This window comes from Halorubrum ezzemoulense, assembly GCF_004126515.1.
Classification (GTDB): Archaea; Halobacteriota; Halobacteria; order Halobacteriales; family Haloferacaceae; genus Halorubrum; species Halorubrum ezzemoulense.
Map to the genome: position 1 here is coordinate 1,706,672 of NZ_CP034940.1, position 13,088 is coordinate 1,719,759.

The window sequence follows — 13,088 nt, forward strand, 5'->3', positions numbered from 1 at the left end:
TGCGACGTTTATCAGTAGCCCGAGCGTTCACCGCGCGAATATCCGGAGACTCCGGCGCGGTGTGAGGGATTCACAGCGTCCGGTAGCGGCGTAGTGTAAACGACCGGTTTCGGTCGGTCTTACGGGTCGGGCGCCGAATATCGCGAAGACGCAGTCCATAATTGCCGGCGACTCGAAGCACGACCGTGACCGACCGAGGCGGACGGGGAGAGGCGACCGCTCGGCGTCCGGGGGAGATCAGGCGCCGCTTAGGGTCGATCAGGCGTGAGCGAGCGAGGGCGTTCGGGTTCGCGCTCGCCGTGTTCGTCGCGTCGGTGGTCCCGGTGCCCGGATCGTCCGGCGGGGGCGAGAGCGCGCTCGGCGGCGTCCTCGACGCTCTCCCCGCCGAAATCGGACTCACCGATCCGTTCCACGTAGTCGGGTACGCGGTCCTCGCCGGCCTCCTCGTTCCGACGACGGGGGGACGGCGGGTCGACCCCTTCCTCGCGGCCGCCGCCGCGGTCGCGTTCGGGTTCGGCATCGAACTCGTCCAGGCGCCGATCCCGTGGCGCTCCTTCGCGTGGGGGGACGCCGCGGTCAACGCGGTCGGCGCGGTCATCGGAGCGGCGATCGCGGTCGCCTGGGGGCGCGGACCGGAGACGGCGGGCGACCGCGACGACGAGCGCTAAACCCGCCTACGTTCAGCGTCCCGGCGGACCGGCGCTGCCGAGGCCCCGACCGCGGCGGCGCACGGTCGCCGACACGTCCGCGTTCAGCCGAGAGCGTTCGAAGTAGATATGGTCGTACTCGCTAGACTCGTACTCGGCGTAGATGTCGAGCGCGACCTCGTCGCCGTCGTCCGCGTCCTCTATCGTGTCCGCCAAGTTGCTGTCGTCGACCCGGACGACGAGAGTCTCGTCCTCCTCATCGAAGACGACCTTCTCCGCGTCGACGTGGTCACCTTCCGGCGTCCACACGGCGACGGTGTCCTCGGCGACCGACTGGACGTCGTCGGGCGCGTCGAACTGAGAGACCACCTTGCCGTTCCCGTCGACGGTGACGGCGGCGGCGGGCAGGTCGCGGTCGACGCGCTGCATCCGCCCCTCGACGGTCGGAGCGATGGTATCTTTCTCCTCTAAGTAGTTCACGACCGTCGTCGCCTGGAGTTCGCCGGTGTCCTCGACGGGCTTGTCGTCGAGCGGGTAGCCGCTCCCGCCGTTTGCGATGAAGCTGTTGACGGCCACTTCGTACGTCTCCTCGGGGTCGAGCGGCTCGCCGTCGACGTACACGTCGCGGATCGGTTCGTCGGCGTCGTCGTGGGGGACCCACTCGAAGCGCAGGCCGCTGGTCTGCTGAGAGATCTCCTCGCCGAAGTTCTGCCCGGTGTCGCTCTCCAGCGTGACGACCTGGCTCTCCAAAGTCTCGACGAGCTCCTCGCCAGTGATCTCAAGCGAGACGACGGTGTTCGGGAACGGAAGCGTGTTGAAGATGTCTCCGCCGGTGATCTCGCCGGGCCCGTACACCGAGTCGGAGCGGATGCCGCCGGCGTTCGTGATCGCGACGTCGGCGTCGACGCGCTCGCGCATCGCGTCGGTGACCACGTTTCCGTAGTTCGTCTCGCGGTGGTAGTTCGAGCCGAACGTGGCGTCGAGCGGCGTCTCCGTCTCCACGATCACCGAGTCCAGGCTCACCTCTCCGCGGTACTCGTTGATGATGTCGGACGCGGTCGGGTCCTTCTCGATGTCGTCGGTGACCTCGATCAGCTCCCCGTCGAACGCGGTGACCTCGCCGCCGTCGATCGTCAGTTCGATTTCGCTGAGGTAACGGGCGCGGGCCCGAGCCTCGGAGACGATCGATCCGTCGACCTCCTCGGGCGGATAGAACTGCTCGTCGTCGCCGACGACGATCGCGTCGATGTCGTCGTCCGCGTCGGCCTCGGCGAGCGCCTCCGCGTCGCCGATGCCCGTGTGCGCGAGGGCGACGACGGCGTCGACGCCCTCGTCCTCCTTGAGCCGCTTCGCTTCGGCGGGGCCGGTTTCGGTGTACTCTTCGAGGGTCAATCCTTCTTCGTTGAATTTGATGTTCGTCTTTCCGAACGTCGCGCCCTCGTCGACGAGTCCGATCAGACCGACCTTGACACCGCCTCGCTCGACGATTCGGACGGACTCCGTTCCGTCGAACGCTTCGCCGGTCTCGCTGTCGACGAGGTTCGTCGCGAGCCACGGGAACTCGGAGTCGGCCGTCACGTCCGAGATAGGGTCGAGCCCGTAGTCGAACTCGTGGTTCCCGATCACGTCGGCGTCCGGCTCGACCTCGTTGAGCACGTCCACCGGCGCGCGCCACTGCGAGACGGGGCTCAGCGCGTGCGGCCCCACCTCGTCGCCGCCGCCGACCACGACGACGGGCCCGTCGGCCGCCGCCCGGCGCTGTTCGATGAGCGTCACCAGCCGCGGGAACTTCTTGTCCTCCGCCGCAGCCGTCTGAATGTCGTTGTACGACAGGACTGTGAGCGTCGTCGCGCCGTCGCCGTCGGCGGCCGTCGCCGATCCCGAGACGAGCGACCCGCCGAGTACGATTCCACCCGCTCGCAACACGTCACGCCGTCCGTAGTCACGGTCCCGTGACATCGAATTATTTCACTTAGTGATGTGTATAAAATCTTTCTATGAAATAGTATATGTTTATCAATTCGCGATGTTTGAGAATCTTTCACAAACAACCCTTCTGAGACGGGTCGGCGAGGGACTCGACCGCGGTGGGCGCGCGGAAGAGTGTCCCCGCGGGCCAGACGCGATCACACCCGCAGCGACGCGCCGGCCGTTCCCGCGATGACGACACCGCTTTACGCGCTCGCCCGCTTCCACCGACAATGAGCCAGCCGAGCCCCGACGCGTACGAGCAGGGGCGCGGGATGGACGCGCACAACGCCGTGATGCGCGACATCCGCGCCGAGCGCTCGGAGACGTACGACCCGACGGAGCCCACCCGCGTCTGGATCGACGAGGACAACACGCCCGACGGCGTCGTGAACTCCCTCACGATCATCCTGAACACCGGCGGCTGTCGGTGGGCGCGCGCCGGGGGCTGTACGATGTGCGGGTACGTCGCGGAGTCGGTCGAGGGCGGCAGCGTCGCGCACGAGGACCTCATGACCCAGATCGACGCGTGCCTCGATCACGAGGCCGAGGAGGCCGACGAGCCGGCCGAGCTGATCAAGATCTACACCTCCGGCTCCTTCCTCGACGAGCGCGAGGTCCCCGCGGAGACGCGGCGGGCGATCGCCGAGACGTTCGCGGACCGCGACCGGATCGTCGTCGAATCGCTGCCGGACTTCGTCGACCGCGAGAAGATCGCCGACTTCGCGGACCACGAGATCGCCACCGACGTGGCGGTCGGGCTGGAGACGGCGACCGACCGCGTCCGTCACGACTGCGTGAACAAGTACTTCGACTTCGCCGACTTCGAGGACGCCTGCGCCGAGGCGGCCGCGGCCGACGGCGAGTTCGCCGCCGACGTGGGGATCAAAGCGTACCTCCTGATGAAGCCGCCCTTCCTCGCGGAGCCCGAGGCCGCCGCCGACATGATCGATTCGATCCGGCGCTGCGCGGCCGTCGACGGCTGTCACACGGTCTCGATGAACCCGACGAACGTCCAGCGGTACACGATGGTCGACGAGCTGTTCTTCGAGGGGGGCTACCGGCCGCCGTGGCTCTGGTCGGTCGCGCACGTACTGGAAGAGACCGCCGACGTCGACGCCATCGTCGTCTCCGATCCCGTGGGGCACGGCTCCGACCGCGGCGCGCACAACTGCGGCGAGTGCGACGACCGCGTCCAGACCGCGATCAAGGACTTCGACAGGCGGCAGGACCCGAGCGTGTTCGAGCAGGTGTCCTGCGAGTGCGAGGCCACCTGGGAGTACGTGATGGACGAGGAGACGAGCTACAACATGCCGCTGGCGCGGTAAGCGCGGTCGGCGCGTCGACCCAGAGCGGGCAGGGGAGCGCCCTCGCGCGAGCACAGCCCCCGCCAAACTCCCGGACGCGACCCGCCGATCCCCCGCCGGTCTCCGCGGAACGATTGTGAACGATGCCGATCAATATTTCCCTCATTTAGTAAACGTACGGCCCAGAACATTCGGAAACGAGTCACAAATCGGCGTGGCAAAGTCGATCATACTGAACGATCAGGTCGAACAAGGCCCTTATACCTCGGACCCGTACAGTAGAACATGAACGCAGACGCCAGCGGTTCCCCGCCCTCCCGCGGGAAGTCGGTCCTCTTCTGTCCGGAGTGTCGCTTCGAAAGCCCCCTGTCGGACGGGTGGCTCGTCGTCAGCGACGGCGACGAGCGGACGCTCGTCTGTCCGAAGTGCGGCCACGTCGCCGACCACCGGTCGGCGCGATCAGCACCGACGCCGCAGCACGCCGACTGATTCCCGCGGCGAGGGTCGCAGCCGTCGTTATCCTTCTTCCGGCGCCCGTTCCGCGAGAACCGGTATCTCGGACAGCTTCTCCGCGTCGAGCGCGTCCCAGTCGACGCCGTCGGGTCGCGCGTACGGCGTCTCCGTCCGGAGCGTTCGCTCCGGTGTGACGACGAGGTCGAGCGGCACGTCGTGAGCGTCGGGCTCCTGGAGGTCGACATCGGCTCCGACCGCCGACTCGGGTCCGTCGAGGACGGAGAGCTCGTGAACCGTCGTCGCGACCGTCGTGTCGTCATCCACGACGTCGAGTTCGCGGAGCACCGCCCACTCCAGGTCGCTGTACCCCTCGCCCTTGCCGACCCGGGCGCCGCCCGTCGTGACGCCGACGGAGCCGACGACGATCAGGTCGACGCGCGCGACGCCATCGGGCGCTGTCGGCGTCCCGTACTCGGAGATGCCGGAGACGGTCGTCGCGTCGTCGATCTCGTCGGGCGGGATCTCGGCCGGATCGAGGCGGAGGAACGGGTTCGGGTCGCGGAGCCGCGGCTGCGCGACGTAGACGGTCTTCCCGGCGCGGAGCGCGGCCCGACGGACCGGCAGCTGCGGCGCGTCGGGGTTGGCCTTCAGCGTCGCGGCCGACTCCCACGCCTCGGTCTCCGCGAGCCGCGTCGCCGCGGCGTCCGCGCCGGCGAAGTTCGGGATCCGGTCGTGCGGCGGGAACGGGAACCGCGCCTGATCGCCCTCGTCGAACGCGTCCCACACCGCCTCGCGGACAGCCTCTTTGTCCATGGGAGTCGGTCGGCCCTCGCGGACAAGTAGTCGGCGACGCGGCGAACGGCGGGGAGTTATATACCCGATCGCCGTCATCACGGCGTATGATCGAAGACGGACTCTCCTATCCCGTGCGCGGCGACTGGGTCGGGCGGATGGTCGTCGGCGGCGTATTGGGGCTGCTCTCGGTGCTGGTGATCCCGACGTTCCTCGTGTTCGGATATCTCGTGCGGGTGCTGGAGCGCACCGTCGCGGGGGACGACGAGCCGCCGGAGTTCGACGACTGGGGCGACCTGCTGGCGAAGGGCGTCGTCGGGGCGCTGATCGCGCTCGCGTACTCGGTCGTCCCGGTCGTCCTCTACGTGGTCCTCGTCACCGTCGTCGCCGGGATCGGGTCGGGCGTCGGCGGCGATATGGGTGCGCTCATCGGGGTGACCGGCGCGCTGCTCGCGCTGGCGTTTCTCCCGGTGCTGCTGTTCGTCTACTACGCGGTCCCGGCGGCCCTCACGGCGTACGCGGTCCGCGGCAGGGCGGGCGCGGCGTTCGACGTCGACCTGCTCAAACCCACGCTTTTCAGCGCCGACTACCTCCTCGCAGTACTGGCACCGATTCTCGTCGCGATCGGGGTGTTCGTCGTCTCCGTCGTGCTCCTCGTGACCGTCGTCGGGTCGGTGCTCGTCCCGTTCGTCCAGTTCTACGGACAGGTCGCCGTGTTCCGGATGTTCGGCGCGGCGTTCGCGGACCGGACCGACGGGATCGACGCCGGGAGGGAGAGCGTCGGCGACGCCGCGACCGCCTGAGACCGCGCCGCCGCGACGCGCCTTTTAAACCGCTCTACCGACCACGTACGCGTATGTTCGAAGACCGGCCGGACCGCGACGCCGAGGTCGTCCTCGTGGGGCGCTCGAACGTCGGCAAGTCCACGCTGATGCGCGAGCTGACGGGCCACGACTTCTCGACCGGCGGCAAACCGGGCGTCACCCGCCAGCCGAACCACTTCGACTGGGCCAGCGAGAGCTTCATGTTCACGGACCTACCCGGCTTCGGCTTCATGTCCGGCGTCGAGGAGGAGCACCGCGAGCAGATCAAGACCGACATCGTCCGCTACCTAGAGGACAACGCGGACTCCATTCTCGCTGGCGTCGTCGTGATGGACGGGAAGGCCGCGGTCGACATCATCGACCGTCACGCCGAGCGGGGGAATATTCCGCACGACGTGGAGATGTTCGGGTTCCTCGAAGACGTGGGAGTCGAGCCGATCATCGCCGTCAACAAGACCGACAAGATCGACGACCTCGACGAGCGGCTCGACGCGATCTGCGACCGGCTCGGCCTCTACCCGCCGTGGCAGCAGTGGTCCGACCGCGTGGCTCCGATCTGCGCGAAGCGCGGCGACATCGAGGCGCTGGAGGAGTGTCTCCGAACGCGCTTCCACGACCACAACCGCGACGACCTACTGAAATTCGTCTCTTAAGTATCGGTGTGAGACGGTGGGGTCGGTTGCGCAGAGATTTCAGCCGAATTGGTACAATCGGCCAGCTGTGGATCGGCGGAAAACACCTCCAGACCCCAGTCGCTCGGCTGTACCTGACTGACGAACGATCGACGGTGAACAGCTCCAAAGACTCAGTCGCGAGGGTTCGGTGCGCTCGCTGTCGTTCGAGACGCCGGAGGCGTCTCGTGATAACGAGAGAGCTTTGCTCTCTCGAACCACGCTCCTCGTCGCTCGCTCCACTCGCTCCTGCGGTGCTCGCGTCGCGCGCCTTCGCCCTCGCAACTGTCTATTTGAGTCCCACCCCGCAACCGCACCTCACGCCTCTCCAGCCTCGTCGGCCTCCCTCCGCTTCGCTCCGGTCGACCGACTCCCTCGCGCGTGCTGCTCGGCCGCGGAGCGGCCTCGCAGGCACGCGCCGCCGCGAATTTGTTTATAAACTACCGCGTCAGTGCCCGGCTCGAATCCCTCGCTTCAGAACTCGAAGCCGACCGCGTCATCGCTCGGGCGGAGCGGGCTCTTCGGGTACGGCGGCTCGGCGTCGGGGTCGTTGTACGCGCGCGGCGCCACGTCGTTCGGCCCGTCCGAGTAACAGAGCGCGGCGAGCGTCTGGATCGCGGTGCGGCCGCTGGCGAGTTCGAACTGGCCGCCCCCGTACATCCGGATCCCCTCGCGCTCGCAGTATGCGATCGTCTCGAACAGCGATTCGAGGGTGCCGAACCGCGAGGGTTTGATATTACACCACCCCGGCTCGACGGGGAGCGATTCGAGACTCTCGACGCCGTCGATCGGGTAGTCGAACGAGAGGCGGTCAGCCTGCGGCTCGACGAGCGCGCTGGTCGCGGGCGTGAACGCGGGGTCCTCCACGACCGCCGCCGGGAACGCCGCGAACACGTCGCGGTACAGCTCCGGGTCGGGCTCGACGTCGACCTCGGTCCCCTCGTACCACCCCTTGAGGTCGAGGACGCGCACGGCGTCGGTTTTCCGGAGAGTTTCGAACGCCGACTGCGGCCACTCCGCGGTGGGGTCGAGCTTGAACTCCAAGTCGGCGTTGCGCGCGAGCAGTTCCTCGACCCGGTCGGTCGACGGGGGATCACCGAGGCGAGTGGAGACGACAAACCGAACTGAATCGGGGTCGACGCCGAGCCGGTCGCCCAGCGTCTCCTCGCGTTGCCGGAGCGCCAGGTCGAGCGCCGCGCTCTCGACCGCCCAGCGCCGGTAGTTGCGTGCGGTCTCGTTCTCGGGCGGCGTTCCGTGGAAGAGGTCGATCTCGTCGAGTCGGTCGGAGAGCGCGTCGATCGTCCACTCGCCCTCGATGTCGATCGGGTCGGTCCCGGCGAGCGCGTCGTGGTCGGCGGTCTCGTAGGTCACGTCCTCGCCGCGCCCCACGACGCCGTCGCCGGAGAGCCGGTACTCCGTCGTCGTCCGCTCGAAGCCGCTCGTCGTGTCGGCGACGTACCGCCGGCGGGCGACGGACTCGATCGTCACCGACATGTCGGCGATCCGCTCGTAGTGGCTCATAGCACAGTCGAAGCGGGCCGATCACTTAAATCGGTGAGCGGGAGGTGGCGTCGGACTGGCTACGTCCCGAGGTCGCCCGCGCGGCGTCGGAGCGTCGCGATACGGGTTCCGAGCGTCCAGAACAGCGGGATCACGGTAAGTACGACCGCGCCGGCGGCCGCGACCTGAAGCACGGTCGTCGTGAACCACGGCTCGCCGTCGGCGTACGGCAGCGCGGTGTGTGTCACGTCGCCGATCACGGGGACAAAGTAGTCCATCAGCAGGTCGACGGTGTACCACGCGGTCGCGATCGCCACCGCGCGGAGCGGGAAGTCGGTGATGCGGTGGAGGACGAACGCCTGGACGACCATCGCGAGGTGGCTCACGAGCAGGAACGCGTACAGCCCGGGGCCGTTGACCGCGAGGAACTCCGGCCAGAAGACGACGAGGACGTACGGGGTCCACAGCCCGAGCTTGACGTTGCCGAAGAAGGCGAGCGCGGCGAGGGTGTCGCTCGACCGCCCGAGCGCCCACGCGCCGAGCGCGAGCGCGATGAGCAGCGTCGCGCCGGGGCTGTCGGGGATGAAGAGCCACATCTCCGTCGGGAGGGCGCGGAACTGGAACCGGTAGTACCAGAAGCCGAACGCGGTGCCGACGAGGTTGATGACAACGATGACCCACGCGAACCGGAAGGCGACGTCTTCCAGCCGTTTCGGGAGCGGCGCGACCCACCGCGGCAGCGACTCGCGGTCCGGCGGGTCGCGTCCGAGCGCGCCGACGATGTCCATACCGCGGGCTCGGACCGGGCGGGCAAAGCGGTGGCGGTCGCGGTGGACGCGACCGGCGATGCGGGCGACCGCGACGAAAAGGGCTATGCGTGCCCGGCGGGAAGGCGGGGGTATGCGCCCGCGAACGCTGCTCGCGCTGCTGCTCGTCGTCCCCCTCGTGGACGCGCTGTTCCTGATCGTGGTCGCGACGCGGCTCGGGTGGGCCGTCACGGTCGCGCTCGTCGTGTTGACGGCCGTCCTCGGCATGCTCCTGCTGCGCGCCGAGGGACGCGCGACGCTCGCGCGCATCCAACGCAAACTGGCCCGGGGCTCGCCGCCGACCGACGAACTGCTCGACGGCGGGCTGCTCATCGCCGCGGGCGCGTTCCTGCTCACGCCGGGGCTCGTCACCGACGCCGTCGGGTTCCTCCTTGCCCTCCCGCTCTCGCGGGTTCCGATCCGAATGGCCCTGAAGAAGTACGTCGTCGTCCCGTACCTCGAACGCGAGACGGACGGCTTCTTCTCGGGGAACGTCTACGTCGGCGGCTTCCCGGGCGACGGTGAGGGCGGGTTCTCGATGGGCGGCGGCTTCCCCGGTGGTCCCGGGGGCGACCCCGACGGGTTCGACGGCGGCAGCGGCACGGACGCCGACGAGAGCGTCGCAGGGAACGCGGGCTCCGGTGGCGCGTCGACGGACGACGACGTCGTCGACGTGGACTTCACCGTCGAAGAGGAGGAGCGGAAGGGAAGCGACTGACGGCGCCGGGGTCGCGATCCCCCGTGAAACCGCCACACGGCGGGGCGGCCTTCGAAAGGAAACCCTTAAGATCCTACCCGCGCAACGACTGAATGCGCTCACCTGGGCCAATAGCTCAGTCAGGTTGAGCGCTCGGCTGATAACCGGGAGGTCCACGGTTCAAATCCGTGTTGGCCCACCTACAACGTCCACGGTCTTCGGCCGTGGCGTGTTAGGGGCCGGGAACTCCCCAGCCACCTAATTCCGTCCTAACTCTCGATAGTTAGAGCCTTCTGTACCAGTAGAATTCGACCGTCGTGTCCACGGATACCGCGACGTGGTCAGCCCCGTCGTAGCCTAGCCGTAGCGCACGGCGCCACGTTCGTGGACCTCCGACCGCGTCGACGAGCGCGGACCGGTGACGGTATCGATCGAGTTGCGATCGACGACGGTGAAACTGGAAGCCGTCCCGAAGCAAGCGAGGAGAGATATGCGCGGGTCTGCCTCTGACGTGGTGTTCCGGTTACACCGATCTGTTAGAGGGACTAGAGGCGGAAAAGTTTGCTGAAATATGTTGTCGTCCCTTCGCTGAGAGCCCTCTGGCAGAGGCCATTGACAACGACCCACACGGCTCTGACTGTGCGTTCGGGCCGATACGCGAACGGTCCGACGACGAGAGGAGACCGGCCGTGAGCGAGGGCAGCGATATCGGCCCACTCCGAGACCGATCAACGCTCGGTGAGCGTCTCACTCGGCGTCGACGTCGATGTTGAGGACGTCTTCGATGATATCGTCGTCCCGAAAGTCGGTCGCGAGGTCGAAGTCGACGTTCAGCGCGTCGTAGTGAGCGCGGGCGCACTCGATCTTCGTCGCCTCGGACGGCCGGAGGTCGTCTTCGGTGCCGAACTTCGTCTCCCTGATGAGGTACAGTCGGCGGTCTTCCGCGTCCGCGCGGACCGCCGTCTCCTTGTCGAAGAGGACGGCCCAGTCCGGGTTGTACGGCCCTATCGGCGTGGGGAGCTGATACTCGCGCGGGAGCTTGATGAACAGCGCGACGGAGTCGTCCCGGTCGAGGCGGCGCGCGAACCGCCGCTCACCCTCGCTGTCGCAGATAACCTTATCGTAGACGCTCTTGTCCACGCTGACGGTGTTTTCGGCGTAGGTCTCGACCTCGCTGAGGATGTCCGTCGGGTGCGCATCGCCGATCCGCTCGTAGTCGATGTGTTCGACCACGTACTCGGTTTTGACCGCGTCGATCGTCTCGCGGGCCGCGACCCGATACGCGTGGGGGTTCTTCAGTAGCTGGTCGACCGTCTCGGATTCGAGGATGATCTCTGCGACTGTTTGCTTCGTCAGCCCCGTCTCGGCGGCGATATGACTGACGACATCCGGGAGCGGGCCGTCGCGGTCGACGGACTCCACCTGCGAGGCGATGCCCACCGTCTCGATGTCGGCGCCGTCGTCCATCGATAGCTCTCCGCGGGAGACGCGGAGCCGCGGCTCGTCGACCGTGACGCCGGCGAGTTCGGCCGCCGCGCTCTCGACGAGCGCCGGCGAATCGATCGTCGTCGTGTACGTCGTTTTCGGCGCGATCCGCTCCCACAGCCTCGCGAACGCGGGGGACTCGTCGACGACCTCTGTCCGCGGCGTGACGACGGTCCGGTCCCGGTGATCGTTCGTCTGCGCGCGCATGTCGTCGCCGTAGTCCGTCGCCGAACTGTACTCCGCCTGGAGGTCGTCGGCGTAGTCGGCGTAGCTCTCGTTGGCGATGACCGTGAGGCGATTGCGCCGGTCGCCCGGCGGCAGGCGCGTCCCGTCCTGATAGACGGGGAGTCGAACGCCGCGTCCGATCTCCTGGCGCTTCTTCACCGAACTGACCGTATTGTTGAGCGTACAGATCTGGAAGACGTTGGGGTTGTCCCACCCCTCCTGGAGCGCGCTGTGCGAGAAGATGAACTGCGTCGGCTCGTCGGCGGAGAGCAGCGTTTCCTTATCTCGCATGATGAGCTCGTACGACTCCACGTCGTCCCGGATCGAGCTCTCTCGCACCTTGATGTCGCCGCTCGTCGTCGTGGCGAAGTACGCGCCGGCGACGTCCTCCGGCGACTGATCGGGGAACAGATCGCTGTACCGGTCTTCGGCCTTCAGCTCGGTGAACGCCTCGCAGAAGGCTTCCCAGAGGTGGCCGGTCTCGTCGCCGCTCCTGCCGCGGAAGTTGTCGATCCGATCGATGAAAAAGAGGCTCAAGACTTTGATCCCGTCTCGGCGGTAGTCGAGCGCCTTCTCGAAGTGCTCGCGGACCGTCTCCCGGATCTGCCGGTGCTGGATCGTCTCGATGTCGGTGTCCGTGGACTCCCCGCTGTGGAGCCGCGTCCCGTCGCTGAGCTCGATGACTTCGTGGCGGGCGTCGATCGACGCCACCTCGACACCCTCGTACGGCGGTAAGCCGTTGCTCGCCGCGTAGAGGCTGTCCCCGGCGCGGACCGTCTTCTTTCCGAGTTGGGCCCCGGTCGACCGGTCCTTGTACAGCTCTATCCGTGCCTTCGGACCGGCGTCGAACGACAGCGGTCGAACGTATCGCTTGTCGAAGTCCTCGTCTTGGACGACGGAGAGCACTTCGATGGTTTTCACCAACCCCTTCTCGTGCGCGTCGACGGGCGAGAGCTCGTACACCTTGTTTCTGATCCGTCGGTGCGTCGCCGAGTACCGAAGCGTACAGAGGGGGTCCAACGCCGAGATGGCCGCTTTGCTCTTCTCGCCCTCCATGTTCTGCGGCTCGTCCAAGACGGCGATCGGATTGGTCGCCGCGATGCGGTCGACCGGGCGGTCGCCGTTGAGCTTGTCGTGAGGCCGGAACATGACGTTCTCGTCGCTCCGGTTGATGCTCTGGAGCGTCATGACCATGACCTCGATCTGGCTGCTGCTGCCGAACCGGATCACGTCGCTCAGCGTCGACGAGTCGTACTCGGTCCAGTTGAACGGCGGCCGCGAATACAGCGAGTCGAAGTGGGCTCGCGTCTGCTGTATCGTTTTCACGACGCCCTCGCGGATCGCCACGCTCGGAACGACGATGAGGAACTTTCGCCAGCCGTACCGCCGGTAGAGCTCGTGGATCGTCCGGAGGTAGACGTACGTCTTGCCCGTCCCGGTCTCCATGTCGACGCTGAAGCTCAACAGGTCGGTCGTCTCGCCGTCGGCCGCCCGATAGAGGTCGTCGCTCTGTGCGAGGTCGTGACGCCGCTGGACCTTTCGCGTGTTGGCCGTGAGCTGCTCCTCGGAGAGTGCTAACTCGTTCGGAACGGTCGTCCCGTGCGTCCCGAACGCGGGCTGCTCGCCGACGTTCGGCTGGCCGTCGAAGACGTCGGTGACCGCGTCGACGGCCTCCTGCTGATACTCGAGGTCGGGATCGAATTCGAATTCCAT

The 13,088-nt window shown here is 67.3% G+C and carries 11 protein-coding genes and 1 tRNA gene; 7 read left to right on the forward strand and 5 right to left on the reverse strand.

What is annotated here, in order from left to right; all coding sequences use genetic code 11:
* The first annotated feature begins 185 nt into the window (after positions 1-185).
* Positions 186-668 carry a VanZ family protein gene (locus tag EO776_RS08520; RefSeq protein ID WP_394338389.1) on the forward strand — a complete coding sequence of 161 codons (483 nt, stop codon included), beginning with the start codon at positions 186-188 and terminating at the stop codon, positions 666-668.
* A gap of 12 nt (positions 669-680) precedes the next feature.
* Here the strand turns inward: EO776_RS08520 and EO776_RS08525 are convergent, their stop codons facing one another.
* Positions 681-2,573, reverse strand: coding sequence for a bifunctional metallophosphatase/5'-nucleotidase (locus EO776_RS08525; RefSeq protein ID WP_094520307.1), 1,893 nt, complete (start codon positions 2,571-2,573; stop codon positions 681-683).
* A gap of 275 nt (positions 2,574-2,848) precedes the next feature.
* Here EO776_RS08525 and EO776_RS08530 point away from each other — a divergent pair, with 275 nt between their 5' ends.
* Both EO776_RS08530 and EO776_RS08535 read left to right on the forward strand, forming a co-directional pair.
* Positions 2,849-3,943, forward strand: a complete 1,095-nt coding sequence (locus EO776_RS08530) for an archaeosine biosynthesis radical SAM protein RaSEA (protein ID WP_086215586.1) — start codon at positions 2,849-2,851, stop codon at positions 3,941-3,943.
* A gap of 264 nt (positions 3,944-4,207) precedes the next feature.
* A complete protein-coding gene (locus tag EO776_RS08535; protein WP_086215585.1) occupies positions 4,208-4,411 on the forward strand; it encodes a hypothetical protein in 204 nt (67 codons plus the stop codon).
* Between the two features lie 27 nt (positions 4,412-4,438).
* On the opposite strand, the gene EO776_RS08540 is transcribed toward EO776_RS08535, so the two are convergent.
* Entirely contained in the window at positions 4,439-5,188 is a 750-nt protein-coding gene (locus EO776_RS08540; RefSeq protein WP_094520303.1) for a 5-formyltetrahydrofolate cyclo-ligase, read from the reverse strand.
* Positions 5,189-5,274: 86 nt separating this feature from the next.
* On the opposite strand from EO776_RS08540, the gene EO776_RS08545 reads away from it, so the two are divergent.
* Together EO776_RS08545 and engB are read left to right on the forward strand one after the other, a co-directional pair.
* The gene (locus EO776_RS08545; RefSeq protein ID WP_094520302.1) at positions 5,275-5,970 is read left to right on the forward strand and encodes a DUF4013 domain-containing protein; all 696 of its coding nucleotides are present in this window, start codon (positions 5,275-5,277) and stop codon (positions 5,968-5,970) included.
* Between the two features lie 53 nt (positions 5,971-6,023).
* Positions 6,024-6,644 (forward strand): GTP-binding protein EngB, encoded by a 621-nt coding sequence (engB, locus tag EO776_RS08550; RefSeq protein ID WP_049929379.1) that lies wholly within the window; start codon positions 6,024-6,026, stop codon positions 6,642-6,644.
* A gap of 492 nt (positions 6,645-7,136) precedes the next feature.
* Here engB and EO776_RS08555 read toward each other — a convergent pair whose 3' ends face one another.
* Positions 7,137-8,183 (reverse strand): hypothetical protein, encoded by a 1,047-nt coding sequence (locus EO776_RS08555; protein WP_094521341.1) that lies wholly within the window; start codon positions 8,181-8,183, stop codon positions 7,137-7,139.
* Positions 8,184-8,242: 59 nt separating this feature from the next.
* A complete protein-coding gene (locus tag EO776_RS08560) occupies positions 8,243-8,950 on the reverse strand; it encodes a DUF1405 domain-containing protein (RefSeq protein ID WP_049929373.1) in 708 nt (235 codons plus the stop codon).
* Positions 8,951-9,062: 112 nt separating this feature from the next.
* Between EO776_RS08560 and EO776_RS08565 the strand changes: the two genes are divergently transcribed.
* The gene (locus EO776_RS08565) at positions 9,063-9,686 is read left to right on the forward strand and encodes an FxsA family protein (RefSeq protein WP_086215581.1); all 624 of its coding nucleotides are present in this window, start codon (positions 9,063-9,065) and stop codon (positions 9,684-9,686) included.
* 104 nt (positions 9,687-9,790) lie between these two features.
* Positions 9,791-9,864: transfer RNA gene (locus EO776_RS08570), tRNA-Ile, on the forward strand.
* Between the two features lie 548 nt (positions 9,865-10,412).
* Here the strand turns inward: EO776_RS08570 and EO776_RS08575 are convergent.
* Positions 10,413-13,088 (reverse strand): restriction endonuclease, encoded by a 2,676-nt coding sequence (locus EO776_RS08575; RefSeq protein ID WP_094494190.1) that lies wholly within the window; start codon positions 13,086-13,088, stop codon positions 10,413-10,415.

Excerpts from the sequence above, each read along its gene's own strand:
- EO776_RS08530 (WP_086215586.1), top strand. The coding sequence starts at position 2,849 with ATGAGCCAGCCGAGCCCCGACGCGTACGAGCAGGGGCGCGGGATGGAC.
- EO776_RS08535 (WP_086215585.1), top strand. The coding sequence starts at position 4,208 with ATGAACGCAGACGCCAGCGGTTCCCCGCCCTCCCGCGGGAAGTCGGTC.
- EO776_RS08540 (WP_094520303.1), bottom strand. The coding sequence starts at position 5,188 with ATGGACAAAGAGGCTGTCCGCGAGGCGGTGTGGGACGCGTTCGACGAG.
- EO776_RS08545 (WP_094520302.1), top strand. The coding sequence starts at position 5,275 with ATGATCGAAGACGGACTCTCCTATCCCGTGCGCGGCGACTGGGTCGGG.
- engB (WP_049929379.1), top strand. The coding sequence starts at position 6,024 with ATGTTCGAAGACCGGCCGGACCGCGACGCCGAGGTCGTCCTCGTGGGG.
- EO776_RS08555 (WP_094521341.1), bottom strand. The coding sequence starts at position 8,183 with ATGAGCCACTACGAGCGGATCGCCGACATGTCGGTGACGATCGAGTCC.
- EO776_RS08560 (WP_049929373.1), bottom strand. The coding sequence starts at position 8,950 with ATGGACATCGTCGGCGCGCTCGGACGCGACCCGCCGGACCGCGAGTCG.
- EO776_RS08565 (WP_086215581.1), top strand. The coding sequence starts at position 9,063 with ATGCGCCCGCGAACGCTGCTCGCGCTGCTGCTCGTCGTCCCCCTCGTG.
- EO776_RS08575 (WP_094494190.1), bottom strand. The coding sequence starts at position 13,088 with ATGGAATTCGAATTCGATCCCGACCTCGAGTATCAGCAGGAGGCCGTC.